The 25,717-nt window shown below is 66.0% G+C and carries 28 protein-coding genes and 1 pseudogene; 18 read left to right on the plus strand and 11 right to left on the minus strand.

Features of this window, described 5'->3' with window-relative positions:
- Positions 1 to 61 precede the first annotated feature (61 nt).
- The 3 genes and pseudogenes from SC1_RS06835 to SC1_RS06845 all read right to left on the minus strand — a co-directional run.
- Positions 62 to 2,284 (minus strand): hypothetical protein, encoded by a 2,223-nt coding sequence (locus SC1_RS06835; RefSeq protein WP_238586599.1) that lies wholly within the window; start codon positions 2,282 to 2,284, stop codon positions 62 to 64.
- A complete protein-coding gene (locus tag SC1_RS06840; RefSeq protein WP_062179308.1) occupies positions 2,277 to 3,395 on the minus strand; it encodes a glycosidase in 1,119 nt (372 codons plus the stop codon). Before SC1_RS06840 ends, SC1_RS06835 begins: the two co-directional genes overlap by 8 nt.
- A gap of 119 nt (positions 3,396 to 3,514) precedes the next feature.
- Positions 3,515 to 5,590, minus strand: a pseudogene (locus SC1_RS06845) (catalase); the annotation flags it as partial.
- Between the two features lie 398 nt (positions 5,591 to 5,988).
- On the opposite strand from SC1_RS06845, the gene SC1_RS06850 reads away from it, so the two are divergent.
- The 8 genes from SC1_RS06850 (at position 5,989) to SC1_RS06885 (ending at position 11,753) form a co-directional block, all read left to right on the plus strand.
- A complete protein-coding gene (locus SC1_RS06850; protein ID WP_062179311.1) occupies positions 5,989 to 6,738 on the plus strand; it encodes a Crp/Fnr family transcriptional regulator in 750 nt (249 codons plus the stop codon).
- Positions 6,735 to 6,932: a hypothetical protein gene (locus SC1_RS06855; RefSeq protein WP_062179314.1), complete on the plus strand. Its 198-nt coding sequence runs from the start codon at positions 6,735 to 6,737 to the stop codon at positions 6,930 to 6,932. The genes SC1_RS06850 and SC1_RS06855 overlap by 4 nt, the downstream gene beginning before the upstream one ends.
- A gap of 199 nt (positions 6,933 to 7,131) precedes the next feature.
- Positions 7,132 to 7,806, plus strand: coding sequence for a PRC-barrel domain-containing protein (locus SC1_RS06860; protein ID WP_310256151.1), 675 nt, complete (start codon positions 7,132 to 7,134; stop codon positions 7,804 to 7,806).
- On the plus strand, positions 7,787 to 8,443 hold the full coding sequence (locus SC1_RS06865) for a DUF6766 family protein (protein WP_056350125.1): 657 nt from the start codon (positions 7,787 to 7,789) through the stop codon (positions 8,441 to 8,443). The genes SC1_RS06860 and SC1_RS06865 overlap by 20 nt, the downstream gene beginning before the upstream one ends.
- A gap of 228 nt (positions 8,444 to 8,671) precedes the next feature.
- On the plus strand, positions 8,672 to 9,346 hold the full coding sequence (locus SC1_RS06870) for an SRPBCC family protein (RefSeq protein ID WP_238586600.1): 675 nt from the start codon (positions 8,672 to 8,674) through the stop codon (positions 9,344 to 9,346).
- 38 nt (positions 9,347 to 9,384) lie between these two features.
- Positions 9,385 to 10,602: a zinc-dependent alcohol dehydrogenase gene (locus SC1_RS06875; protein WP_062179317.1), complete on the plus strand. Its 1,218-nt coding sequence runs from the start codon at positions 9,385 to 9,387 to the stop codon at positions 10,600 to 10,602.
- A complete protein-coding gene (locus tag SC1_RS06880; protein WP_062179320.1) occupies positions 10,595 to 11,377 on the plus strand; it encodes an SDR family oxidoreductase in 783 nt (260 codons plus the stop codon). The genes SC1_RS06875 and SC1_RS06880 overlap by 8 nt, the downstream gene beginning before the upstream one ends.
- 40 nt (positions 11,378 to 11,417) lie before the next feature.
- Positions 11,418 to 11,753 (plus strand): hypothetical protein, encoded by a 336-nt coding sequence (locus tag SC1_RS06885; RefSeq protein WP_152682318.1) that lies wholly within the window; start codon positions 11,418 to 11,420, stop codon positions 11,751 to 11,753.
- Positions 11,754 to 11,812: 59 nt separating this feature from the next.
- Here SC1_RS06885 and SC1_RS06890 read toward each other — a convergent pair whose 3' ends face one another.
- The 4 genes from SC1_RS06890 to SC1_RS06900 form a co-directional block, all read right to left on the minus strand.
- Positions 11,813 to 12,391, minus strand: a complete 579-nt coding sequence (locus SC1_RS06890) for a DUF1989 domain-containing protein (RefSeq protein WP_062179326.1) — start codon at positions 12,389 to 12,391, stop codon at positions 11,813 to 11,815.
- Between the two features lie 141 nt (positions 12,392 to 12,532).
- Positions 12,533 to 13,108, minus strand: a complete 576-nt coding sequence (locus SC1_RS06895; RefSeq protein WP_083435716.1) for a DUF4142 domain-containing protein — start codon at positions 13,106 to 13,108, stop codon at positions 12,533 to 12,535.
- Positions 13,109 to 13,220: 112 nt separating this feature from the next.
- Complete coding sequence (locus SC1_RS22110; RefSeq protein WP_193749121.1) at positions 13,221 to 13,364, minus strand: hypothetical protein; 144 nt, start codon at positions 13,362 to 13,364, stop codon at positions 13,221 to 13,223.
- A gap of 308 nt (positions 13,365 to 13,672) precedes the next feature.
- Positions 13,673 to 14,419: an HAD-IIB family hydrolase gene (locus SC1_RS06900; RefSeq protein WP_054728021.1), complete on the minus strand. Its 747-nt coding sequence runs from the start codon at positions 14,417 to 14,419 to the stop codon at positions 13,673 to 13,675.
- A gap of 295 nt (positions 14,420 to 14,714) precedes the next feature.
- Here SC1_RS06900 and SC1_RS06905 point away from each other — a divergent pair, with 295 nt between their 5' ends.
- The 5 genes from SC1_RS06905 (at position 14,715) to SC1_RS06925 (ending at position 18,622) form a co-directional block, all read left to right on the plus strand.
- Complete coding sequence (locus SC1_RS06905) at positions 14,715 to 15,476, plus strand: histidine phosphatase family protein (RefSeq protein WP_062179329.1); 762 nt, start codon at positions 14,715 to 14,717, stop codon at positions 15,474 to 15,476.
- Entirely contained in the window at positions 15,469 to 16,350 is an 882-nt protein-coding gene (locus SC1_RS06910) for an NAD(P)H-hydrate dehydratase (protein WP_238586601.1), read from the plus strand. The genes SC1_RS06905 and SC1_RS06910 overlap by 8 nt, the downstream gene beginning before the upstream one ends.
- On the plus strand, positions 16,343 to 17,038 hold the full coding sequence (locus SC1_RS06915) for an MgtC/SapB family protein (protein WP_054728014.1): 696 nt from the start codon (positions 16,343 to 16,345) through the stop codon (positions 17,036 to 17,038). The genes SC1_RS06910 and SC1_RS06915 overlap by 8 nt, the downstream gene beginning before the upstream one ends.
- A 26-nt stretch (positions 17,039 to 17,064) precedes the next feature.
- Positions 17,065 to 18,027 (plus strand): NAD(P)/FAD-dependent oxidoreductase, encoded by a 963-nt coding sequence (locus tag SC1_RS06920; protein ID WP_193749122.1) that lies wholly within the window; start codon positions 17,065 to 17,067, stop codon positions 18,025 to 18,027.
- Positions 18,028 to 18,364: 337 nt separating this feature from the next.
- On the plus strand, positions 18,365 to 18,622 hold the full coding sequence (locus SC1_RS06925) for a hypothetical protein (protein WP_145923392.1): 258 nt from the start codon (positions 18,365 to 18,367) through the stop codon (positions 18,620 to 18,622).
- 67 nt (positions 18,623 to 18,689) lie between these two features.
- On the opposite strand, the gene SC1_RS06930 is transcribed toward SC1_RS06925, so the two are convergent.
- Entirely contained in the window at positions 18,690 to 19,082 is a 393-nt protein-coding gene (locus SC1_RS06930; RefSeq protein WP_054728006.1) for a response regulator, read from the minus strand.
- 171 nt (positions 19,083 to 19,253) lie between these two features.
- Here SC1_RS06930 and SC1_RS06935 point away from each other — a divergent pair, with 171 nt between their 5' ends.
- The 4 genes from SC1_RS06935 to SC1_RS06950 all read left to right on the plus strand — a co-directional run bounded on the left by SC1_RS06935 (position 19,254) and on the right by SC1_RS06950 (position 23,506).
- A complete protein-coding gene (locus SC1_RS06935) occupies positions 19,254 to 20,822 on the plus strand; it encodes a sensor histidine kinase (protein ID WP_062179339.1) in 1,569 nt (522 codons plus the stop codon).
- 167 nt (positions 20,823 to 20,989) lie between these two features.
- Positions 20,990 to 21,247 carry a DUF5818 domain-containing protein gene (locus SC1_RS06940; RefSeq protein ID WP_062179342.1) on the plus strand — a complete coding sequence of 86 codons (258 nt, stop codon included), beginning with the start codon at positions 20,990 to 20,992 and terminating at the stop codon, positions 21,245 to 21,247.
- A gap of 132 nt (positions 21,248 to 21,379) precedes the next feature.
- A complete protein-coding gene (locus SC1_RS06945; RefSeq protein WP_062179345.1) occupies positions 21,380 to 22,183 on the plus strand; it encodes a hypothetical protein in 804 nt (267 codons plus the stop codon).
- Positions 22,184 to 22,576: 393 nt separating this feature from the next.
- The gene (locus tag SC1_RS06950) at positions 22,577 to 23,506 is read left to right on the plus strand and encodes a HEPN domain-containing protein (protein ID WP_062179348.1); all 930 of its coding nucleotides are present in this window, start codon (positions 22,577 to 22,579) and stop codon (positions 23,504 to 23,506) included.
- Positions 23,507 to 23,677: 171 nt separating this feature from the next.
- Here SC1_RS06950 and SC1_RS06955 read toward each other — a convergent pair whose 3' ends face one another.
- From SC1_RS06955 to SC1_RS22115, 3 genes are all read right to left on the minus strand, one after another.
- Positions 23,678 to 23,935: a DUF3253 domain-containing protein gene (locus SC1_RS06955; protein ID WP_062179350.1), complete on the minus strand. Its 258-nt coding sequence runs from the start codon at positions 23,933 to 23,935 to the stop codon at positions 23,678 to 23,680.
- Entirely contained in the window at positions 23,913 to 24,206 is a 294-nt protein-coding gene (locus SC1_RS21500; protein ID WP_083435718.1) for a UvrB/UvrC motif-containing protein, read from the minus strand. The genes SC1_RS06955 and SC1_RS21500 overlap by 23 nt, the downstream gene beginning before the upstream one ends.
- Positions 24,207 to 24,405: 199 nt before the next feature.
- A complete protein-coding gene (locus tag SC1_RS22115) occupies positions 24,406 to 24,555 on the minus strand; it encodes a hypothetical protein (protein ID WP_193749123.1) in 150 nt (49 codons plus the stop codon).
- Between the two features lie 234 nt (positions 24,556 to 24,789).
- On the opposite strand from SC1_RS22115, the gene SC1_RS06960 reads away from it, so the two are divergent.
- Entirely contained in the window at positions 24,790 to 25,341 is a 552-nt protein-coding gene (locus SC1_RS06960; RefSeq protein ID WP_062179353.1) for a hypothetical protein, read from the plus strand.
- Positions 25,342 to 25,717: the final 376 nt, after the last annotated feature.

Raw genomic sequence — 25,717 nt, forward strand, 5'->3', positions numbered from 1 at the left:
GCGGCGCCGCACCGATTAACAAATGTTGCGCTGTTTGTACCGGGCGTGCGTGGCGGACGCCTCAGTTCCAGCTGAGAAGGAGGCTGCCGTTCGCCGGAACGAGGAAATCGAGGCGGTCGCCGCTGTTCCCATCGGGCCGGATCGCATCGCCGTCCGCCGCGGCGACGCGTATCGCGGGAAGCTCGCCTTGGCTCTTCCGGACGAAGCTGAGCCGGGCCGTGCACCCTTCGCCGCCGTCGAGGCGAAGCGAGAGCCGCGCTGGCGCCATGCGCTCGAGGGCACGGACGAAATGATCGCAATAAAGGTCGAACGGCGCGCCGTCGACGCGGTGAAAGGCGCGGGTCGCGAAGATGAATGCGGCCCCGGCGCCATAGACTTCCTGCCCCACCTGGCCCGCGGGCTGACCGTCGGCATAAAGATCCTCGACGGGAAAGGAGAGGGCGGGGTCGATGCGCCCGTTACCGGGGCGCTGTTCGTCCGAGACGGCCTCGGCGGGCAGGGCGTCGGGATAATAAAACCAGGCCCGATCGAGCGCATAGCGGCAATATTCCGAAATCAGCATGCGCGCCGCAGGCTCGAGGTCGGGTCCGCTGTCGGCAAGATAATGTTCGAAAGCGGCGAAGCTGTCGAAACATTCGTAGATCGCCATATAGGGTGCGTCCTGCAGACAGGTGGCGCCCAGAAAGTTGCGGTGATGAACGGCGAGGCCGATCTCGCTTTCCCAGATCTCGGTGTGATGAAAGAAGCTCGCGAGATAGACATAGCTCTGCTCGCGGTAGACGTCGCGGCCGGTGACCCGCCACAAGCGCATGCAGGCGGCAGCCCCCCAGGCGGTGAGGTTGGCTTGATAATTGATGTCGAAACCCAGACCGACCGCGGTGTCGATCGCGGCGCACGCCTCGTCGAGATACAGCTTCTCGTCGGTGAGCTCGAACGCCTCGAGCATCACCCAGGCATAGATGCCGCCGACATCGGTCTGGCCGCGCCCGTCGGCTCCGGCGGTCTCGGTGATGACCGAGAAATCGGTGATCTTGTACTGGATCGGCCATTTGTAAGTGAAATGCCGCGCTGCGCGGATGGCATAAGGAAGCGATTTCAGAAACAGCCGCCGCGCCTTCGCGTCGCCATCGAGAGCGAGTTTTCCGAGGTTCAGCAGCGGGTGGTAGAGATACCAGCTGTCGACGGCATCGGCATCCTTGTCGTCACCGACATTGGGCAGATAGCGGCGCAGCGTCTCGAGCTTCCGGTCGTAGAATTTGCCGAGGCCGGCCTTGAACTCTTCCTCGAGGGGATGAATCTCGCCGCGCCATTTCCCCCAGTCGTGCAGTGCCTGCACGATCGACATCTGGACCATGGCGTCCGGATATTCGGCATCCGTATAGGGGTGGATGTAACGATGACCATAATGGCGCACGGTCGCCTCCGGCGCGGCGCCGAGATGTCGCGCCGTCCGCGCGGCCCGCTGCCGCCAGTCGCGATAGTCGGTCGGCGGCAGAGACAGCGAACGATAGGCGGCGCCCAGCATCTGGAGAAATCGCCGCGCGCTGTCGCGCTCGTCTGCCGGAGAGCCGTCGCGGACGACGAGCCTCGCATCGCTCAGCGTATAAGTGATCCCGGGCGCCAGCGGCGCGGCTTCGCCGGCCGTGTGGAGCGTCTGGCCGGGAAGGCGGAAGCCCAGCCCCGGCCAGATGCCTCCCACCGCGGCATCCGGATTGGTGCCAGTCGCCTGGAAATAGGGATTGAGCGCGGTGAAATCCTGGAAATAGAAAAAGGTACCGAAGGCGGGGTCGGTAAGTTCGCCATAGAGGAGCCCGGCGTTGAGACCGCGTTGCACCGCCTCGACGGTTCCGCGGGTCCCCATCGGATCGTCCTGGGCGTCGAACGGAAAGAGATCGCGCGCTCCGGGCGGAAGGAGCAGCGGCGCCGAGGGGCGGAGTGTCGAGACAAGGCGGAGGCAGGGGAGCGGCCCGGGTCGCGCCTCGAGCGCGACCTCATGCGCGCCGATCGCACTTTCGACATGCACGCGGGCGAGCTCGCCGCCCGCGCGCTTGACGCGGCGGACCTTCGCCGCGCCGGGCCACGAGGCCGCGCGGAGGGCGACGCCGCCGCTGTCGGCGCGCCGGACGAACAGCCAGAGCGCTTCGCCGCCCGCAGCAAGTTCGACGGAGAGGTCGTCGAGCCTCTGCGAGACGATCGGAGTAGCGACCGCGAGCTCGCCGCGAACGCGAACGAGATCGGGCGTCAGCGGCGTGTCGTGGCGCGTCTCCACGCGTTGGTCAGTCACCGAAACAGGCCTTGGGAACATGGGTGATCCGACAGGCAAGATCGGCTTCCCCCGACGCGACGATATAATGATCGCCGCCATCGGCGATGCCCGTCGTGAAGACGACATCGCGTATATAGAGCTTGTCTTCGAGCGGACGCGTAAGCTCGGGGTTCGCCTCGAGGAGCGGCCGGTGATCGGTGCGGAGGACGACCGAGGGATCGTCGAGATCGAGTAGCGACCAGTAGGTGCGGTAAATGCCGACGATCTCTTTCGGCTCGACCCCATGCCAGAGCGTGAGCCATCCCGCGTCGGTACGGATCGGCGGGGTGCCGCCGCCGATGCGCGCGGTCGCCACCGTGTCGGCATGCGGACGGATGCCGGGGGCCTCATGAGGCTTCCAGTGCAGCGCATCGGGCGAGGTCGCGAGGTTGATCGAGGGGCCCGCGCGCCACTTCGATCCCGGCGGATAGGCGAAATAGAGATCGCCGAGCGGCCGCGTCTGCGCCCAATAGCGGCCGTCGATCAGGCCCTCGAAGATCAGCATGTCCTTGTTCTGATGATCGAGAACGATCCCCTCGAAGACCCAGTCAAGGCCGTTCGCCGAACTGTAGAGCGTCGTCGAGTGGCGCTCGGGGCTCACCGAACAGGTGGTCATCAACCAGCGCCTTCCGACCCGGCTGATGCGCGCGTCCTCGACGCCATAGCATTGGAAATCCGCGCCCGGATCGACAGCCTTGTCGTAATGGACGGCAACGATCTCGAGCCCGTCGGGCGAGAGCTCGACGGGAAGCAGCCACGAAAGCGAGGTTAGTGCCATGATCCGCCAGCTACCGCCGTGCACCATGAACTTTCTGGGATCCGACGTATCGCACAGCTCGAGCGGCCAGCTATCGACCTTGTAGCGCCCAGCCTCCCACCGGATCGAATGGACATGACCATCCTCGATCGGGACCCGGAGCGCCTCGGCGACGCGCACCATCATCAGGAGATTGCCCGAGGCGAGGCGCAGCAGGCCCGGGTTGAAGGCCCCGAGCACATAGGTCTCGCGGCCGAGCTGACCCGCGAGCGGCGAGCGCGACAGATCGACATCGTCGGGGCCGAAGACCAGCCGATCGGTCGCGAATTGCATGGGTACCGCTCCTTCGCCCAGGCCGGTCAGTGTGCCGGCTTGGAAGCCGGTTTCGCTGCCGGAGCGGATACCGCCTTGCGCGATGCCGATGTCTCGGCCGCCTCCTTCGTTCCGCTTTTTGCGTCGAGGTCGACGCCGGCTTCACGCGGCCAGTGCCGAAGCGTTACGCAGGCATCGAGGAAGGCGGTGACATCGCCAGGTTTGGCCAGCGCGATGCAGGCGTCGTCGAGCTTGTCGGCGAGGCCGGCGGCCGCGAAGAGCGGCGCCGCTTCGGCGCCATGTCCGATAAATTTGCAATGCGCGAAGGCGTCGCTGACGAAGTCCTTGGCCGCCGCATCGCCTGCGAGCAGTGCCGCCCCGTCGTCGCTCGGGAGAAGCGCGACCGCGTCGAACAGCACCGACGGCCCGCCGTCGATCTTGTGCCGGCCCGCGACGCTCGTGCCGTCCGAGAGCGTGATCCCGCCGATCTTCGGTGCAACCAGTTCCCAGACAGCGCCGGCGGCGTCGACCGCCTTGGTCAGCGCCTTGAAGACCCGCGCATCCGCGCCGTCGGTCGCGAGGATTCCGAGCTTGCGTCCGGCGAAGCTCGCCGGGCCGTTGAGCAGGATACTGAGCGGCCGGGAAGGGGGAAGGTCGGCGAGCGGCTTTGTTGCGGCCTTGGCGGGCGCCGGAAGCGGCAGCCCCAGGCCATCGGCAACCGTGGCTGCGAGGCCGCGGTCGATATGGAGGAGATGCGATACGGTGCGGGCGCGAATGTCGGGGCGTTCGACCTTCGACAGCTCGAAGACAAGCGCGTCGCCGATATGCTTCTGCTCGATCGGGGTCTGGCTCACGAAGAATTGCCGCGCCTGGCTATAGTGGTCGGCGAAGCTCTCGGGGCGGATGCGCCGCTTGGCGCCTTCGGCCTCTTCGGGGAAGCTCGCAAAGCCGCGCGCGGGATCCTCGCGCGGGCCGCCGTCCGTCGGTCCCCAGCTGTTCGGCTCGTAATTGGCGCGGCCGACGGGGTTTCGCATCGCCATATGACCGTCCTGCTGGAAATGCGCCATCGGGCATTTGGGCGCATTGATCGGGATATGGGTGAAATTGGGGCCGCCGAGCCTTTTGATCTGCGTGTCGAGATAGGAGAAATTGCGGCCCTGGAGCAGCGGATCGTTCGAGAAGTCGATGCCGGGGACGATGTTCTGCGTGCAGAAGGCGACCTGCTCGGTCTCGGCGAAGAAATTGTCGACGACGCGGTCGAGAACGAGGCGGCCGACGGTGCGGATCGGTACCTGCTCCTCGGGGATGAGTTTGGTCGCATCGAGCACGTCGAATTCGAACTTGTCCGCGAAGGCGTCGTCGAACAGCTGAACGCCGAGTTCCCATTCGGGAAAATCGCCGCTGTTGATCGCATCCCAGAGGTCGCGGCGATGGAAATCGGGGTCGGCGCCGTTGATCTTGACCGCCTCGTTCCACACCACCGACTGGAGGCCCTGCTTGGGCTTCCAGTGGAATTTGACGAAGGTCGATTTGCCCTTCGCGTCGACGAGGCGGAAGGTGTGGACGCCGAAGCCTTCCATCGTGCGAAACGAGCGGGGGATCGCGCGGTCCGACATCACCCACATGATCATGTGGAAGCTCTCGGGCATCAGGCTCACGAAATCCCAGAAATTGTCGTGGGCCGATTGCGCCTGCGGGAAGGCCCGATCGGGCTCGGGCTTCACCGAATGGACGAGGTCGGGGAATTTCATCGCATCCTGGATGAAGAAGACCGGGATATTGTTGCCGACGAGATCCCAATTGCCTTCCTTGGTGTAGAGCTTCACCGCGAAGCCGCGCACGTCGCGTGCGAGGTCGAACGAGCCTTTCGAACCCGCGACGGTCGAGAAGCGCACGAAGGCGGGCGTGCGCTCGCCGACGCGCTGGAAGATGTCGGCGCGGCTGACGTCGGCGAGGCTGTCGGTAAGCTCGAAATAGCCGTGCGCGCCATAGCCGCGTGCATGAACGACGCGCTCGGGGATGCGCTCATGGTCGAAGTGAAAGATTTTCTCGCGGAAATGGAAATCCTCGAGCAGCGTCGGGCCGCGCGCGCCCTGCTTGAGGCTGTTCTGGTCGTCGGCGACCGGCACGCCATGCTGGGTGGTGAGCGGCGCATGGCCGGCGCCCGCCTGATGCGTCTCGCCGCCGGTGCCACGATCCTCGCCATAGCTCTGCATGATCGGCGCATCGGCCGGAAAGACCGGCGCTTTACGAACCGATTCCCCGCCCATGTCCTTGCCCGCGATCGCAGCGGCGCTCTGCCCACGGCGCGGCTTCGGCTTCGCGGCGTCCGCGCGGGTGGAAGAGGGGGCGGTGGGGGATTTGGCCATGTCGGATCTCGCTTTGTCTGAAGGGGCGCAGCAGTTGGGCGGAACGCGGTCCGGAGGGCGTGCAAGCACGCCCTCCGGACCCGGCGATGGAACGAGTTCGCGCTTTGAAAGTTGCTGCACCGGGTTTGCGATTAACCTCGATCATGACGATTCCGCTTCCCTTGTGAGGGGTTGCCGGGCTTTCGGAATGTTCGCAGTCGAGCAGGCCCGCTCATGCATTTCGGACGAAACAGGGAACGTCAGTGATGTTAACCGATCGCTTCTTGAGAGACCGTCGCGGGGTAAGCCTCGACGCCGGCGAGCGCGCGCGCCTCGAAGCCGCCATCAGCACCACTTCGACCGTCGAGGCCCGCAAGATCATCGCGCGCGCCGGCCAGTGGCTCGACCAGAGCACGCTCCTCGTCGAGGGCATCATGTCGCGCTATCTCGACGACCGGGACGGTCTTCGCCAGCTTGTCGCGATCCACCTGCCGGGCGACTTTGTCGACCTCCACGCCTACCCGCTGAAACACCTCGACCATGATGTCGGTACGATGACCCCGGCGACGATCGCGATCGTCCCGCATGTCGAGCTCGACGCGATCACCGAGGAGATGCCCGAGCTCACGCGCAAGCTCTGGTTCGCGACCTTGCTCGACGCCGCGATCCACCGCGCCTGGCTCTTCCGGCTTGGCCGCCTCGACGCCATCGGCCGCGTCGCGCATTTCTTCTGCGAAACCAATGTGCGTCTCCAGTCGGCGGGGCTGAGCGACGGGCGCCAGTTCACGCTCGGACTGACGCAGGCCGACGTCGCCGAGATCTGCGGCCTGACGACCGTGCATGTGAACCGGGTCGTACGCCATCTTCGCGAGGAAGGGCTTTGTACGTTCCGCAACGGCAAGGTCGAGATTCTCGATGCCGCGAAGCTGGCGCGACGCGGCCAGTTCGATCCCGCCTATCTTTATATCGACGATCCCGCATCTCCGCCGCCCCCAGACCAGAGGCCCCGCCGATGACCGACGATTTGTCTTCCCCCCAGCCGCCCGAGACGGAAGCGGGGGTCGCCACCGCCGAAGATGGCGTTGTCCTGCTCGATGGCCCCGACGGTGTCGCGGTGACGATGACCCCGGCGGCGGCGCGCAGTACCGGCGAAAGCCTTATCGAGGCGGCGAGGCGCGCGGAAGCACAGCTCGCGGCCAGGCGGTCCTGAAGGATCGCCTGATCGCGCCCGTACGGGGGCGACGGGGCCGTCGCCGATTTGGCGCCAGGGAGCCGACGCACAGCGCGCGGCGCCGATAAATGCATTGATCGATGTTGCATCGCCGCCGTCCGGGGGAACGCAGTGATACGGCGGCGGGTTCTGCCCGGGAGCGGCGCCAGCGGGTGCCGCCGACCGAGGAGAGCCGCACGTGGAAGAGGCCGCCGGACTGATTGCGCCTGCCGCGACGATGATCGCGGCGATGATGACGGCAGCCAATCTCGGCGCGCGCGTGACCGGCTCGGGCTTCGTCGTGTTCACTTTGGGCTCGCTCGCCTGGTCGGTCGTCGGGTTCACATCGGGCCAGACCAATCTTCTTGCGACGAACCTGTTCCTGACGCTCGTCAATCTCGTCGGAATATGGCGATGGCTCGGCCGCCAGCGCGGCTATGAGGATGGCGCGCGGCGTGCCGCGAAGCGAAGCCGGATCGCGGCCTCGCCCTCGCTCTTCGCCGCGAGTGCGCTAGGCGGTCTTCCGGTGAGCGATATCCGCGGCGAAGTTGTCGGCCAGGCGGTCGATGCGATGATCGAATGCGAAAGCGGATGCCTCTCTTATGTCGTCGTCGCGAGCGGCGGGCTCGGCGGCATCGACGAGACGCTGCGCGCGGTACCGGCGGCGATGCTCGACTGTCATGCCGACGGGCTCGTGCTGCTGATGAGCGCGGCGGAATATGAGAAGCGCGATACGCTCGACGGCGCCGCCTGGCCTGCGCGGCCCCCACGCGGACAGATAGCCACGGAGGCGTCGCTCGCCCCCGCGGCGGCGGCGGGCGATGGGCCGAGGGGTACCAGAAAGGAAGGGGCCCATGACGCGGCTCAAGGATAATGGTCTCACCATCGTGCTTCTGCTGCTGTTCGCAGCGTCGATCGTCGGCCATTGGGTAACGGGGTGGCACGTCGCGCTCGCGGACGCTGCGCGGCACCATCAGCCCGGTCTCTCGCTCTGGGCCTATGGCGGCAGTCCGCAATTCCTGTCCTCGGTGTTCGAAAACTGGGAGAGCGAGTTTCTCCAGATGTCGGCCTATGTCGTGCTGACGGCGATGCTCGTTCAGCGTGGCTCGTCGGAATCGCGGGGTCCCGACGCGCCGCTACGCGACGCCGATCTTGCCGCGCAGGCGCGCAAGCCCGGTGCCCCTGCGGTGCTGCGCAAGGGTCGTCTCGCGCGCGCTCTCTATGCTCGGTCGCTGGGGCTGGTGCTCGCGATGCTGTTTCTTGCCTCCTTCATCCTCCACTGGACGCAGAGCGCGCGCGCGGCCGCCGAGGACGCGCGCGAGCATGGCGAAATCGCCCTTTCCACCTTCGCCTATCTCGGCGACCCCGGCCTCTGGTTCGAATCCTTCCAGAATTGGCAGAGCGAATTTCTGTCGACCGCCGTTCTGGTGCTCTTGTCGATCTTCCTTCGTCAGAAAGAGTCGCCCGAATCGAAGCCCGTCGCCGCTCCGCACGCGGAGACGGGATCGTGACGGCGAATGGCCGAGCGAACCGGCGTGGGCGTTACGGCCCCGCTGCCCCGGTGCCTGTCTCGCTGGGCGCTCGGAGCGCCGATTTAATCCTCGAACCGCGGAACGATCGCAGCGGACGGGCGTCAGTCGTTCATCGCCCCGAAGTCGGGGCCGCTTCCCCCGACCGGCGCCGGCCCCGCCGACGCTCCCCAGATGACGCCCGGCCTCTGCCCGGGCGGGAGATGATCCATGTCCAGATCCAAGAATGACCTTCCCGATCCGCTGATTCTCGCCGCCGCTGGCGCGGGCATCGCCGTGCTCGCAACCGTCGCGTCGCTCTGGCAGCGCCGTCGGCACCGCGAGAGCCGAGGGCAGGAAGAAACAATCGCGACCGACGCGCCGCATTGGACGCTCGACAAAGCCTCCTCCCGCACGATGTTCGGCAAGTCGGTGCTGATCAATCGCCCCCGCGCCGAGCTCTATGCGGCATGGACGCCCGAACGCTTTCCCGACTTCATGGAGAATGTGGTCGCGGTCGACGACCTCGGCGACGATGTCTCGCAGTGGACGATCAAGGCGCCCGCCGGGCGCGAGGTGACACTGGTCAACCGCATCACCGAGCGCGTCGAGGACACATCGATCTACTGGCAAAGTACGCCGGCCTCCGACATCGCGAACAGCGGCGAGGTGCGCTTCACCGACGCGCCGGCGGGGCGAGGCACCTATGTCAGCCTGATCCTCGCCTATGACCCGCCCGCCGGGAAGGTCGGGCGCCTCGCCGCCAAGCTCCTTCAGCGCGAGCCCGAAGTGCAGGCGCGGCGCGACCTTCACCGTTTCAAGCAGCTTATGGAAACGGGCGAAGTGACGACCAATGCCTCGCCCTCCGCGCGAGGCGCCGAGAGCCCTGCCGAGCCGCACATCTGAACGCCGAACCGCAGCACAATCACATCAAGGAGAAGGCCATGCGCGCCGTTACCTGGCAGGGACGCCACAAGATCAGTGTCGAAACCGTTCCCGATCCCGAAATCGTCAACCCGCGCGATGCGATCATTCGCGTGACCTCGACCGCGATCTGCGGCTCGGACCTTCATCTTTACGACGGCTATATTCCGGGCATGCGCGCGGGCGATATCGTCGGCCACGAATTCATGGGTGAAGTGGTCGAGACCGGCGCATCCTCGACGCTGCAGCGGGGCCAGCGCGTCGTCGTGCCTTTCACGATCAGCTGCGGGCAATGCTTCTTCTGCGAGAAGCAGCAATATAGCGCCTGCGACAACAGCAACCCGTCCGAGACGCGGGATGCATCCGAGCTGATGATGGGTCATGCGATGGGCGGGGCGTTCGGATATGCGCATCTCACCGGCGGCTACGCCGGCGGGCAGGCCGAATATGTCCGCATTCCCTATTCGGATGTCGGGCCGGTGGTCATTCCCGACGGCCTTGCCGACGACGACGTGCTCTTCCTCTCGGACATCTTGCCGACGGGTTGGCAGGCGGCGGTCAACGCCGACATCGAGCCCGGCGACACCGTCGCGGTGTGGGGCTGCGGCCCCGTCGGCCTGTTCACGATCCAGTCGGCGCTGCTGCTGGGCGCCGGGCGCGTGATCGCGATCGATCACTTTCCGACGCGCCTCGCGCTCGCAAAGAAATATGGTGCAGAGATCCTCGACTATACGAAGGTCGATGTCCGCGAGGCGCTGGCCGAAATGACCGGCGGCGTGGGCCCCGATGCGTGCATCGACTGCGTCGGCATGGAGAGTCACGGGTTCACGGTCGACAACATTCTCGACCAGGTGAAGGTCAAACTGCTCTCGTCCACCGAGCGCATCCACGCCTTGCGCCAGGCGATCCTTGCGTGCCGCAAGGGCGGCCGTCTTTCGATTCCCGGGGTTTACGGCGGTTTCGCCGACAAATTCCCGCTCGGTCAGCTCATGGAGAAGGGCCTCACTGTCAAGAGCGGACAGACGCATGTCCAGCGCTATTCAGGCGAGCTTCTCGATATGATCCAGGGCGGCAAGTTCGACACCGTCTCGCTCATCTCGCATCACGCATCGCTCGAGGACGCGGCCGAGATGTACCGGCACTGGCACGACGAGCAGGACCTCTACACGAAGATCGTACTCAAGCCCGGCCTCGCAAAAGGGGCCGTCTCGGCCCGGCAGGAGATGGAACATGCTTGATCGCAAACTCGCTGTCGTCACCGGCGCCTCGAGCGGTATCGGCCGCGAGATCGCCCTACTCGCCGCGAAGGATGGTTACGACCTCATCGTCGCGGCCGACGAGCCGCTCGTCGATGCTGCCGCGGGCCTCCTTGCCAAGGGCGTCGAGGTCGAGGCGGTGGAAGCCGACCTCGCGACTGCTGCCGGGGTCGAACGTCTTCTTGCCGCTGCGGGCGGCAGGCCGATCGACATTCTCGTCGCCAACGCGGGTCATGGCCTCGGCCACGGTTTTCTCGACCAGCCCGTCGACGCGTGGCGTCACGTCATCGACACCAATATCACCGGCACGCTGTTGCTGCTTCAGCCGGTCCTGAAGGCGATGGTCGCGCGCGGCGAAGGCAAGGTACTGATCACCGGCTCGATCGCCGGGCATCTCGCCGGCTCCTTCCAGGCGGTGTACAACGGCACCAAGGCCTTCGTCGACAGTTTCGCCGCGGCGATTGGCAATGAATTGAAGGACAGCGGCGTCACCATCACCTGTCTCAAACCCGGCGCGACCGAGACGCGCTTTTTCGAGCGGGCCGGCATGCTCGACACCAAGGTCGGGCAATCGGAAAAAGACGATCCCGCCGATGTGGCGAAAACCGGATGGGACGCGCTCCTCGCAGGAGAGCATGCGGTCGTTCACGGGCTCAAGAACAAGGCGCAGGTCCTCGTATCGGGCGTTCTCAGCGAAGCGGCGACAGCCGAGATGCACCGAAAGCTGGCCGAGCCGGGGTCGGGGACGCAAGGCTGATCTGGCCGATCCGGCATCATTTGGTGAAGAGGAGACGATCATGAACAATCGCAATGACAGCAGGGATGGGGGCTCCGCCGGGGACGGGTCGCTGCCGCAAGAGCCCATGGAACGCCGGGAGAATGTCGGAAAGACGACGCCCGACCGCTATCCCGCCGGGGAGCGCGAGGCCGGCGACGTATCGGGCGCCGCCAACCGCGGCCATCGGCGCAGCACCGGCAGCGGTCCTGTCAGCGGAAGCGGCGCGGGTGCCGGCGGCAAAGGCAATGCGGAGGATTATGACAGCGACCCGCAAGGCGGCGGCGGGCGCGCCGCCGAACCCGATACGCCCCCGCCCGGCAAGGGGGCGGACGCGCCGGTTGGCGGGAGCCGTTAGGCCCTCGCGGTGGTCGGGCGGCGCGGCGCAATCGCTCTGGCAGCGCTGTACCCGGCCGTTCACTCGATCCGGTAGTCGATCGGCTTGAAGCTGCCGCCGCAGCTGTCGTAGGCCGAGCAGGCGGTGAGCCCGACGATCAGGTCGTCGAGCGCGCGAAGCCGTATGAAGTCACCGGCCTTCGTCGTCGGCGGAAGGACGCGGATCTTGCCTTCGCTGCCGACCGGCACATTCATGAACAGGTTGAACGCGACGGGAATGGCGTCGGCAGCAATCCCATATGGCTCGAGCGCTTCGGCCAGATTGCCGAAGCAGCCGCGATGAACGGGCTTGTCGGCGTAGAAATGGCGAAAGGTCGCCTCGCTGCATGGCGTCAGCAGAAAATCATGCACCCCGCAGCTGTCCTCGACGATCTCGAGCAATGCGTTTGACCGGTTCGACCACAAGCGGTTGCCGGTCGTCAGCCGGATCGTCTCTTCATAGTCGAACGTTCGCCCGTTCGAGATCGCTTCGCGGGGATCCGCCGCACGAAACGCAAGAAGGTCGCCGACCTGGCCGCCATCGGGGTCGGTCACGCAGAGAATCTTGTCCTTGGGAAGCGTGAAGGCGACGCCGCTGCGGGGCGCGATCCGGTCGGTCATGAATGCTCCTGAACTGAGAAGGTGCGGCGGGAATGAACTAAGATGTCATGAAGCGGTTGCCGGGAGGAGGACGAAATGCGGCGAGCGAAAGCCGCCGCGCTAATCGCGCGGCGGCTTTGAGACGCCGGTTCCGAGCCTCTGTCAGGGGGCCAGCTTGCCGAGTTCGGCGCGGTGCGCTTCCACCACCGGCACAATCTCTGCTGCCGCCTGCTTGAGTGCGACCGCCTCGCCCGAGGCAGCATAACCTTGGTGCAGCGCCAGTGCCGCACCATGCGCGGTCTTCTGGTGGTCGAGATAGATTTTGTCGATACCCGCGGCATCGGCGGCCTTGATGTCCGCCAGCATCTTCTCCTGGTCGGGAGCAAGTGTCGGTGCCGGCGCCTCGACCCCGGCGCTCGCGGCGGCCGCCTTCACTTTCGCGGTCGATTTTCCGTGATTGTCGATCATCATCTCGGCAAAGGCCCTGACCTTTGCATCTTTCGATTTGGCGAGCAGGGCTTTCGACGATTCGACCTCCCAGAGGTCGCCGGCACCCGCCTGCGCGACATAATCGGCCGTGCTGACTGCTTGCGCCGGCGTTGCGGCGGCCGGACCGGGCTCGGATGCCACAACGGCCGTGTCAGCAGACGCGGCGGCTTGCTCCTCGTCGCGCGTATCGGGTCCGCCGCATCCCGCGACGATCGCGGCGACCGCCGCGGCTCCAATCCATGTCTTCATCTCGTCTCTCCTCAAATGATCTTCTGCGCCTTGGCCTCTCGGCTTTTCCGCATGCAAGACCGGGTCGCAGCGCGCGCGGCCCGGTCTTTCACCCGGAAAGCGGGGGCGGAGGTCAGCTGCGCTGTTTGCCCTGGTCCTTGCTTCCCGACTGCTTGTCGGCTCCCGACTGGCTCTTGCTGCCGTCCTGCTGCTGCTGGCTGCCCTTGCCGGACGAGCTACCCTGCTGCTTGCCGTCTTTCTTCTCATTCTGTGCCATGACGCATCCTTTCCATGCGGCCCGAGGCGGGCCAATATGGAAACCCCGCGCTTGTCCGGCTTGTTGCGTGAAAGAGGAGCCGGGTTGATCGAAGTTATACGCTTTTGGCGTGCGGCAACGGTCCGGGACGCCGTGCGTGTTCCGGCCGCCTTTCGCGACGGCGCGGCCGCGTGGCGGTGGGGCGAGGCGGGCAGGCGCGTTCGGCGCTTCGCCAGACTTATCATGCGTGCGGGAGGGCGGCGGCGCGGCGCCGGTGCGGCCAAAAAGGGCTCGGCGCGCGGCGCGGCTCGCAGTCGCCTGACGCACCTTCAACCGAGGCAGGCGACGATCGCCTCGATCACCGCGATCGTCTCCCTGGGGTCGCGCACGCGCACCGTGTCGAGTCCTAGCAACTTCGCCGGATAGTCGTTGCCGCCCGGAAAGATAGCGTCGCCGATGAAGATCATGTCGCCGAGCGCGATTCCGCTCTCGGCGCTCAGCTTCTTGAGCCCATAGCCCTTGTCGACGCCCTCGCGCGTGACGTCGATCGAGGTCGCGCCGCCCATGTTGATCGACAGGCCCGGGAGCCGCTCGCCGAGATCCGCCTGGATGATCCGCCGCTTCGCGAAGTCGGGATCCCAGACTTCCTTGGCGGCGATCGGCGCCTGCTGGCCGAGCGCCGAGAAAGTGATCTGGCTGCCGCGGTCCTCGATGCGATCGCCCCAGACTTCCTCGGGAACGAACCCCGTCGCCTCGAGCGACGCGTCGAAGGCGGCGAGGATGCGCGCCTTTTCCTCGTCGCTGAACAGCTCGGCATAAAGCGGCGTCCAGCCGCCGCCGCGGTGGACGAAAAGCTTCGTGCCCGTCGTCGGCATCAGCCAGAGCCGACCCCGATCGGCGTCTGCCGGAAGCCGGCTCGCGACCTGCTTGTCGAACTGCGGCCAGTCGCCGCCCGAAATCACCGCGACCTCGGCGACGCCCAGGAGCTTCGCGATCGCCGTGCCCATCTCCGGGGCGAGCGGCTGCTTGCTTTCCGCCAGGGTTCCATCGAGATCGAAGGCGACGAGTTTCTTCATGATTGTCTCCTCTGTTCGCTGTCGCCGACGCTGAGCCGACAAAGCATCCCAATCGCCTGAGGCCTTCCGAAGTTCCTGCGGGCACCTCGCCCCGACCTACCTCGCGGGCAAAATGTCAAAGACGGGGCTACGAGCACGGCGGGAGCGGGCGTGGCGGGGACGGATGGCGGGCCGTCGTTGTCGGCATGCCGCGGCCGCGGCAAGGTCGGGGCCGCTCGCTGGGCGACCCGCGAGCCTAACGCAACGAGTTCGGCTTTGGAGGCGTTAGCGTGTCGATGACGAGGAAAGCCATTCGATGACCCCGCGCTGGCCTTCGGTGCTCTGGGTGGTTCGCCACGGCCAGAGCGCGGGCAATGTCGCGCGCGATGCCGCCGACGCGGCGGGTGACCTGCGCATCGCGCTCGACCACCGCGATGTCGACGTGCCCCTCTCGGCGCTGGGCGAGCAACAGGCACGGGCGCTCGGCGCCTGGTTCGCCGCGGGCGAGGAAGACGGCCGCCCCGAGATCATGCTCGCCTCGCCCTATGTGCGGGCCGTGCAGACCGCCGAAATCTTCCGCGGCGCAGGAGGCTGCGCGGCCGACGAGAAAATCTGCATCGACGAGCGGCTGCGCGAGAAGGAGTTCGGCATCCTCGATGGCCTCACGCGCCGCGGCATCGAGGCGGCGCATCCCGATCAGGCCGAATTCCGGCTGGCGCTCGGTAAATTCTATCACCGCCCGCCGGGCGGCGAAAGCTGGTGCGACGTGATCCTGCGCCTCCGCTCACTGCTCGACACCGTCTCGCTCCATTATGGCGGGCGGCGCGTGATGATCGTCGCGCACCAGGTGGTCGTCCTTTGCCTGCGCACCATCATCGAAAATCTGGGAGAGGCCGAGATATTGGCAATCGACAGCGAAGGCGACGTCGCCAATTGCGCGATCACCGAATATCGCTTCGACGCTGACGTGGGCCGCGACGGCAACCTCGTCCTGTCGCGCTACAATGTGACTGCGCCAATGGAGGGCGAAGTCCCCGTCACCCGCGAACCCGATGCGATGGTGGCCGCGCGTGGCTGAGGCAACCCCGCTCGACACCGCCTGGCTCAAGGCGCATCCGCTTCCCGATCATCATGACAATGTCGACAAGAACGGACGCGGCCGGGTGCTCGTGATCGGCGGTTGCCGCCGGGTGCCCGGCGGCATGCTGCTGACCGCCGAGGCGGCGTTCCGCGCCGGGGCGGGCAAGGTGACGATCGCGACGATCGCCTCGGCCGCGATCCCGATCGGCATCGCCTTTCCGGCCTGCGCCGTCGTCGCGCTCCCCGAAACCGAAGCGGGCGAGATTGCGCCCGAGGCGGCCGAACTGCTGCTCGCCGAGGTGGCGCTGCACGACGCCATCGTCTTTGGACCCGCGATGATCGACGCCGACATCGTCCGGACCCTGCTCGAAGCCCTGCTGCCGGCGCTGCCCGAGGACATCTTCCTCCTCCTCGATGCCGTCGCGCTGCGCGCGGCGGCCGCGCATTCGGATGCGATCCGGGCGCGCGCCGCGCACACAATCCTCACCCCACACGAAGGCGAACTTGCCGCGATGCTCGATGTAGCGAAGGAGGAGGTCGCGAGCGACCCGCTCGCGTCGCTCGGCAAGGCCGCCGACCGGTTCGGCGCGGCGGTGATGGTCAAGGGCGCGACGAGCCATCTCATCGCCGAGGGGAGCTGCCTGGCGTATGCGGGCGGCGGGCTCGGCCTTGCCGTCAGCGGCTCGGGCGACGTGCTGGCGGGCCTCATCGCCGGGCTCGGCGCGCAAGCCCTCTCGCCCCTGCAGGCGTCCGCCTGGGGCATCTGGCTGCACGGCGAAGCGGGGCGGCGGCTCGGCGAAACCATGGGGCCGCTCGGCTATCTTGCGCGCGAGCTGCTGCCGCTCGTCCCGGGGCTGATGCGCGGTGTCTGAGCTCGATCTCCTCGACCCCGATCTCCTGCTGCCGATTGCGGGGGCGGTCATCGCCGGCGCGATTATCGGCGGCGAGCGCGAATATCGCGCGAGCCCGGCGGGCCTGCGCACCCATATCCTCGTCGCGCTGTCCTGCTGTCTCCTCATGCTGTCGGCCGTTCACCAGATGGAATGGCTCACCGACACGCCGACCGAGGTCGTGCGCATCGATCCCGTGCGCATGGCGCATGGCGTGCTCACCGGCATCGGTTTCCTGTGCGGCGGCGTGATCTTTCGCGAGGGGCTCAATGTGCGCGGGCTCACCACCGCTGCATCGCTCTGGATGACCGCGACGCTCGGCATCCTGTTCGGCGTAGGCTTCTACGAACTCGCCATCTTCGGCGGCGTCGCGACCTTCCTCGTGCTCGCTGCCGTCACCTGGACCGAGCGCCACGCGCCGCAGCGGCGTATCGCGCATGTCACGCTCGATTATCGGGCGGGCACGAGCATCGCCTCGGCCGAGGTCATCGCCTTGCTCGGGGAACATGGCCTCAAGGCGATCACCGTCGAACAGCGCCGCGCCGGCGGCGCACCCGGCTTTACCGCGATCGCCGCAGGCTATGGCGAGGAATGTGCCGATGCGCTGGCGGCGGCGCTCAGCGGGGACGATCGCATCGCCGCCTTCGACATCAGGCCGCAGCAGGGATGAAGGGTGGGGCCGGAACGGGAGCGCGCATGCCCGCTGGCCGCGACCCTTCGGGCGAGCCCGCTTATGATGCGCTCGTCATCGGCGCGGGACCCGCAGGGCTCACCGCCGCTCTCTATCTTGCGCGCTATCGCCGCCGCACCCTCGTGCTCCACGACGGACGTTCGCGCGCGCTTGGCGCGCCGATGGCCTGGAACGTGCCCGGCTTTCCCGACGGAATATCGGGAGCCGATCTCGTCGCGCGGCTCACCGATCAGGCAGGGCGATACGGTGCCGAAATCGAATTGGCGCGCGTCGACTGTCTGTCCGCAGGCGCCGGCGGTGCCCCCTTCGCGGCGCGGCTCGAGGACGGCCGCCGCCTGTCGGCGCGCGGGCTCATTCTCGCGACCGGCGTCATCACCAACGAGGCGGTGCTCGCTAGCGGCGACCATGACGCCGCCGTCCGGAGCGGCGCGCTGCGCTACTGCCCGATCTGCGACGGATTTGAGCATCGCGGGCGCAAGATCGCCGTACTCGGGTCGGACCTTCATGGCGCCGCCGAGGCGATGTTCCTGAGGCAATATACCGACGATGTGACCCTCATCCCCAAGTGGCAGGTCGAGCTCACGCCCGCGCAGCGTGCCGAACTCGCGGCCAGCGACGTGCGGATCGAGGAGCGGCAGCTGCTTTGCCTCGCGCACCGGGACAGACGCATAGCGGTGCAGCTGGAGGGTGCGGATGAGCCACTTTTTTTCGATACCCTCTATCCGGCGCTCGGATCCGAACCGCGCAGCGAATTGCTGGCGGGGCTCGGTCTCCAAGGCGACGCCAATCGCTGCCTGCCCGCCGATGCCTTTGCCGAGCCCTTGATGCCCGGCGTCTACGGCGCCGGCGATGTTCTCGCCGGGCTCGACCAGATCAGCACCGCGACGGGCCATGGCGCGGCGGCTGCGACGCGGCTTCACAACTGGCTGCGCCGTGTCGAAGGGCATGTAATGGCGGACCAGCACTGAAAGGCAAGGGGCAGGCTATCGCTTCGACGGATGCACGAAAGCTGCTCGGCCGGGCGCGTTCGGCCCACATGGTCGTTGGGCAAAACCTGCCTCGATGGATCTGGCGACGCGACGGGCGGATGGGGCGCTACCCGCCGCAGCGCGTGCAGGATTGATCTCGATCATCACGATTTTCGCGCCTTGGGGTCCCAAATCTGCTATGCAGAACTGGCTGAGTCCCACCCTCATCGGCGTCTCTTGCGGCTGCCTGATTTTGCAGTCCGCCCTTTGCCTGAGGCGTTCCGATCGGTGCTGAGAGCAGGGTCGCGCTTGCTCCGGAACAGGAATGGAGCATGTCATGCGCCTTTTTCATCTTCTTTTTCATGGCGAGGATGCGCGCGAGCCGCGCCGCGTCGAATTTCGCGCGCCCGACGCCTATCAGGCGTTCCAGTTCGCGCTCAACGATCGCGGCAGTGCCGAGGTCGAACTATGGGACGGCGAGCAGCTTCTCGTTCGCATGAGCAAGACCGAAGCCAATCTCTGGAAGCTGCACGGCCTCCCCCCATCCCAAGGCACCGCGGGGCCCTCTGCTCAGGCAGGGGCGGCCGCCGCCTGACCCGCGCTGCGGAGGTGACGGGCGCGCGATGGACGCGTGACAGGTGGATCACGCCCGCTTGCCCGCCTCAGGCGGGCCGGCCGTCTTGCCCGGCGCAGAGGCCGAGGCATGCATCGACGAGCGCGCTCATCAGCACGGGTTTCGAGAAGAAGAAGCTGCCCTCGACCTGGCGGTCGGCAAGCGGCACATTGGCCGAGGCATAGACGACGCCGCCGCCCGGATGAGCGTCGCGATAGGCTTCCGCGAGGCTCCATCCGTCGAGAGCGCCGGCAAGCCGGATATCGGTCACGAGGATATGCGGTCGCTCCTCGCCGATCAGGAGTAGTGCGTCCTCGGCGGTTTCGACCTCGCGAACCGCGAACCCGGCTGCCTCGAGCGCCTCGACGATGTCGATGCGGACGAGCCATTCGTCTTCGGCGACGATGGCCGTGCAGAGAGGGGCGGGGGACGGGTTTGGCACGCTGATGACTTTCGCCCTGAAACATGGATCGAAGTTGAGAGGTCGCTCGGCGTCACGGCTGGGCGCATGGCAGTCTCGGCGGAACGCATCAACCACTCAAGGGTTTCTTTGCCATAGCGAATTCCCGTTTCGGGAACGCAGGGGCCATCGGAGGGGCAGGGACCATGACATATGCGTGAGACGCTGGTCGAGGACGAAGCGGCGCAAGGGGGCTTAGCCGTTCGCGAAAGTGCCGCGCACCTCGCGGCGCTCGTCGAGGGCTCGGACGATGCGATCATCAGTAAAACGCTCGATGGAACCATCACCAGCTGGAATCCCGCGGCCGAACGCATGTTCGGTTATCGTGCCGACGAGATCGTCGGCCGCTCGATCCTCACCCTCATCCCCGAGGAACGCCGCAGCGAAGAAACCGCGATCATCGAGCGTGTGCGCGCCGGCGAGCGCGTTCCGCCTTTCGAGACGGTCCGTCGGCGCAAGGACGGCAGCCTCGTCGACCTCTCGATCACCGTGTCGCCGGTGCGCCGCGCCGACGGCACGATCATCGGCGCTTCGAAGATCGCGCGCGACATCTCGGAACGAAAGGCGGTCGAGGCGCAGCTCGCCCGCCAGGCCGAGCGGCTGACCCACCTCAATCGCGCCGCCCTCCTCGTCTCGCAGGATCTCGACCTCGAACGGATCGTCCAGGCGGTGACCGATATCGCGACGGAGCTCAGCGGTGCGCGCTTCGGCGCCTTCTTTTACAATGTGCTGGGCGACGAGGGCGAAAGTTACCTGCTCTTCTCGCTATCCGGCGCCCCGCGCGAGGCGTTCGAGCGCTTCGGCATGCCGCGCAATACCGCCGTCTTCGACCCGACGTTCCGCGGAGCGGGGACGATCCGGTCGGACGATATCCGCAAGGATCCGCGCTACGGCCTGAGCGCGCCGCACCACGGCATGCCGGAGGGGCATCTGCCCGTCGTGAGCTATCTCGCGGTTCCCGTCATCTCGCGCTCGGGCGCGGTGCTCGGCGGTCTTTTCTTTGGCCATGACGAGCCCGCCATGTTCAATGCCGAGGTCGAGGAGCTTGTCGAGGCCGTGGCTGCGCAGGCGGCGGTGGCGATGGACAACGCCCATCTTCACGAGGCGGCGCGCGTCGAGATCGCGGCGCGCGTGAAGGCCGAAGAGGAGCTCCAGCTCACTCTCGCCGAAATGCGCCACCGGGTGAAGAACACGCTCGCGATGGTCCAGGCGATCGCCGCGCAGACGTTTCGCGAGACGCCGGCCGCCGAGCGCCAGTCGTTCGAGGCGCGCGTCCGCGCCCTCTCCGACGCGCACGACCTCCTCACCGAGCGCCACTGGGGCACCGTATCGGCCGGTGAAATGATCGAGCGCGCGCTCCACGCTTTCGACAAGATGAAGCCGGGCCGCATCAGCCTCGCGGGGCCGGACGCCGAGGTGCCGGCTTCAAGGGCGCTGCTCGCGGCGATGGTGCTGCACGAACTAGGGACCAATGCGGTCAAATATGGAGCGCTGTCGGGCGATGCCGGCACGGTCGCGGTCGAGTGGGACATGGTGAACGAGAGCGGCCGGGATCGGCTCCGCCTGCGCTGGAGCGAGCAGGGCGGTCCCCCCGTCGCGCCTCCCGCGCGTACGGGGTTCGGCACGCGGATGCTCGAACGGGCGCTCCGCGGGCAGGGCGGCAGCGCCGCGATCGAATTCAGGCCCGAGGGTGTCTGCTGCACTCTCGAGCTTCCCGCATGACCAGCATCTTGGGCGCGGCGGGATCGCGCGAGGTTCGCGCGCTTCGTGGGTCGAGGATCGAAGGTGCGGGCCGAAGGTCGATGGTCGAAGGGAGCGGTTCGCAGGGCGGGCGTCTCAAACCTTGCTCGTGGCTGGCGAGTCCGGCGCGGCTCGGTTAAGGCGTAGCCATGGCTGGAATCGGATCACGCATCGACGAGTCGGGTACGCTGCTGCGCGTGGCAGGCGGTTTTGCGCTTCGCCGCGACCTCGGCGGCCGCTGGCGGCTCGACCTTCGCCGCACCCCCGTCGACCATGTCGAGAAGCGCGTGCGCATCACGGGCACGCTCGTCGGCGACGATCTTGTCGAGGTCGACGGCGTCGCCCCGGAAGGCGCTACCGCGGCGGGTGGTGCTCTTCCGGACAGCGGCTCGCCGATCGAAGCATAGCCGCGCCGCCACTGGCCGAAGCCGCCTGGTGGGAGGATCGTAAAGCCGGATGTCCGCAGGCGGTCCGGATGCCTCTCAATTTTGACCGGCCCAAGTAGCGGAACAAAGTTGTACGACGCCGGTTAGAGCTGCATGACCCAGACCATCGCAACCCCCGCACCCGCCGCCGATCCGTCGCGTATCGTCGTCCTTCTCTGTGCGCTGGCGCAGATCGGAGCTGCCCTATTGCCCGTGATGGGGATCGGCACGCCGGTCGGCGAGCGTTCGGACGCCGTGCAGACGCTGATAACGCCCGCGGGCTGGGCCTTCTCGATCTGGGGAGCGCTTTATCTGGGATCGCTGGTTTTCTCGCTTCTCCAGTTTACGTCGGCCGGGCGCGATAGCACCTTGTTCGCCGCGCTGCGCTGGCCGGCAGCCGGTGCTTTTCTCGGCAATGCGCTCTGGGCCACTTGGGTGCAGCTAGGCGACATCGACGCGGTATCGACCCTCATCATTTTCGGCTCGCTTGTCTCGATCCTCATCGCCTATCGCCGTATCGCTGCCTGGACGGCGCCCTTTTCGGCGGCCGAGCGCTGGGGCGCCATCCTGCCGCTGTCGGCGCTCGCTTCCTGGTTGACGGCGGCGTCGATCGTCAATGTCGCCGCCACTTTGCGCTACTATGGCGTCGACGCTGCGCCCGATGTCGCGCCGCTCATCTCCGCCGCGATTATCGTCGTCGGCGGTCTGATCGCGGCCGCGGCCCTTGCGCGGGGCAAGGGCAATCCGCCTTTCGCGCTCGTCTTCCTCTGGGCGCTGGCAGCGATCTTTGCAGCCGGCGGGCAGGAGGCCGTTGCGGTCGCGGTGGCTGCAGCGATCGCGGCGATCTTGGTGCTGATCGGAATTTCGCTGGGCTGGCGCGACGGCGGCGCGCACCATTGGTCCGCTTCGAGATCGTAATTCTGTCTCGGGGACGCTCGAGCGTCTTCGCCGCAGTCGGTTTGATTTCGAACTTTTCCGAGGTCCAGCGCACGATCGGCACCTTCTTACGGCGAGGCGCACCGGGCATCGCCGCGTCCCTGCGGCCAGCCGCGATCCCGACCCGCGCTTGAGGCGTCTGCCGGGGCGCGGCCCCGGCGCAACGGGCTTCGCCCGTCCTCCACTGCCGTTGCGGCCCTCTGGGTGCGCCGGCGCCTGGCGGCGCCCCGGCTGCCTTTCTGCGCCGCGGGACGGGCTCGCGGGCAAGGGCAGGAGACCCCGCCGACTGACGGCGCTAGAGAAACGCGCGGCTTATCCTCGCACTGGCTGCAATAGCTGGTGCGCGGAAGCCGCCGCCTTGATAGGGTGACGACGATGAAAAGCGGTATCGACCATCTTCCCCCGCACAAGCAGCGCGAACTCGAGCGTGTCATCGAGATCGTCTTCGAAGAATTCGAGGATGCGCTGGCGCTCGCGACGCAGGGCTGGAAGAAGAAGGGACGCATCTCGAAAATCATTCTCTACGGCAGCTATGCGAGGGGAGGCTGGGTCGACGAGCCGCACACCGCCAAAGGCTATCAGTCCGACTATGACCTGCTGATCATCGTCAACGACAAGCGGCTGACCGATCGCGCCGACTATTGGTCGAAGCTCGACGACCGCCTCATTCGCGAGCTGTCGGTGACGAAGACGCTGCGGACGCCGGTGAACTTCATCGTGCACAGTCTGGACGAAGTGAACTCCGGGCTGTCGCAGGGCCGTTATTTCTTCATGGACGTCGCGCGCGACGGGATCGCGCTGTACGAAGCCGAGGACAGTGAGCTTGCCGAGCCGCAGCCCAAGACACCGCACGCGGCGCGGGATATGGCGCGGGAATATTTGGAGGAGTGGCAATCTAGCGGCGCTGAGTTTTACGAGACTTCGCAGTTCGCGCGCCAGCGTGGCTGGACCAAGAAGGCCGCTTTCCTCCTGCATCAGGCGGTCGAGAGCTATTACAACTGCGTCTTACTAGTCACCAAATTCTATTCGCCTCATGTGCACAACCTCGCGTTCCTGCGCACGCAGGCTGAACGAGTGGATGATCGTTTGATCGAAGCTTGGCCTCGCGAGACGAAGTCTGACCGATCTCGATTTGAGAAGCTGAAGGAAGCGTACATCAAGGCGCGATACTCGAAGCACTACAGCATCACGACCGAGGAACTGGCCTGGCTGGTTGAGCGGGTCGCCAATCTGGCGGACATCGTCGAACTGGTGTGCCGCGAACGGATTGCGCTCCTAGAAGCAACGGCGCGCGACGCTGGCTGAGGTTCCAAAAGCAAAGGGCCCTGCCGTGGCAGAGCCCTCTCTTCTTTCGGCGTGGAGGGGTCTCCAACCGAAAGATGCCCCTTTTGCTCCCGGGGTCGCACGGAAGCATTAGAACGACGACAATAAGGCTCAGCTGGTTCGTGGCAATAAACACAGGTTAAGTCGGCGAACTTAGTTTTCGATCGCCGTCCCGATACGATACGGTCCCTTGCGCCGCGCGAGGGGCTTACTTTTCCAGCTAAGCTGCACCAGATTGTTCGCGAGCATGCCGGCTGTTGCGGCATGGACGGCCTTCGTGGCGCTGCGCCAGTTCGGCCCGCGGGTTATCGCGCGAGCGACCTCACTCGGACATACTGATCCATCGGGCGCCCGCGCGGCCAGAAGCGCAAGAACAGCCTCTTGTGCTTTATCGTCCACGCTTGCCTGCACTACGCGACGATCGCCCTTTGGTCATAGGGTCGGGTTTCCGTGGCGGTTTCCATCCCTGAGGCGGCGTCATGCGTTGCTGGCTCGTGCCGAGCCCCATTGCGCCGGGCTGCTGCCGCTCGATGCCGGACAGGTCCGCTCGCTCTACCGCCTCGGGCGCCGCGCCGCCGCGTAAAAGATTGATCTGGTCTCGGCAGCGGCGTGCCTCTTCGAAGTCGAGCGCGTCGACAGCGGCTTGCATTCTTTTCTGAAGTGCTTCGATCGCCTTGGACATTCTCGCTATACGCCTGACCCGAGCATTGGCCGCATCCTATTTGGAGCGTCTGCATTTCGCCGCATAAGTTGCACACGAAACGATGTGTTGCGCTGCGGCATCAGTGGGAAAGAATCGCCGAACCGGTGCGGCAATTTCTATGGTGTCTTCCTCGCGCTGAAGTATGTGCCACCCGCGACCCGATGAAGGGGCTCCTTCATCACAAAAACTTGGCGGCCTTTCCGGCCGCCTTTTTTTTTTGGGCTGATTGCAACTCCGGCGACCGGCGGCTCAGCGCCTCACCTAAGTCATAACGGGTCGCGAGGCTGGCGCCTGAAACCTGCCGTTCCCAAAAGTTTGTACCGGGCATCAGTCACGCGCCCAATCTCGACTGCAAGACGTGCGGGCTTGATCACCAAGAACGCAAGCTAGGCACAGCCAACCATGATGCTGGCCGGAAGTAGCGCACGCAGCCTCCGCCGAGCAAAGATCAACCACAAAGAGTACCCCCCTCCTGAAAGTCTTTAAGAAACGCAGATTGCAGTTTTCCCCGCCCGAAATTTCTTCCACGTTGTGTGTCATAAAATCACAATAGGGGGATGAAATGGCATTTCGTGAGCTTAAGCGGTACGACGGGCGTCAGCGCGGCCTGCTTCAGGATTGGGAGGCATGGCTCAAGCAGGCCGATAAATTGTACAACCGGTTCATGGGCGACGTTGGTGACTCGCCCTTCTTCTTCCACGAGGTCGCGTCGGTCGGTTTCCTTGCGTCGGCGGCTGCGATGGCCGGCTTTGTGCCGCTCGCTGAATACGCGGTGATCAAACGCGGACGGAACGACAAGCGCACCCGCGTCGATGGCCGCGCCGACCTCTGGATCAGTTCGGGGTCGCGCTCATATTCGTTCGAGTGCAAACGCGCCTATTTTTCCGCTACCAGAAAAAACCTGGGCAACATGCTGGAGCATGCCAAGAAAGATATCGCCTGCATTCAGGGTGACGAGTCCCACTATGCGGCAGGGTGTGTGCTCGCGCGCGTTCGCGATGCCAAGCGGATCGATCTCTACGAGCAATTTGCGCAAAGTGACCAAGTCGATCTTGCCTATCATATCGGACCCGAAGGCGAAGAAGGTGCGTACATCTATTTTTCGCTGGCTTGAGCTGGGCGCGAAGTAGCAGCGATCGGCTGCGGCGCGGAAAAATGCGCTGATAAATGAGGGGTTAGCGGCCTCCGCCTGCCGCATTTGCCGAGCAATGTCTGCCGAACTGCGGAGAGATGCCGTGCATTTATTGCTATGAAATGTGCCCAGTGTGGGCACATTTAATGTGGATAACCTGTGGATAACTCGGTAGGAGGATATGCGCCGGCAAGGCGGCGCGGGGGTGATATTTTGTGACGCTTGTGATTACCAGCTGTACCAACCGCAAGCGTCTGCCAATCCCGCCTAGCCTGCACATGTCCTCGCTTCCCCGTGCTCCATTGCAAGATCTTGCTAGTGACTGGGTAGGGCGTCTCGCGAATGCGCCCTCCTGCCT

Origin of the sequence: Sphingopyxis sp. C-1 (genome assembly GCF_001047015.1) — a bacterium.
Classification (GTDB): Bacteria; Pseudomonadota; Alphaproteobacteria; order Sphingomonadales; family Sphingomonadaceae; genus Sphingopyxis.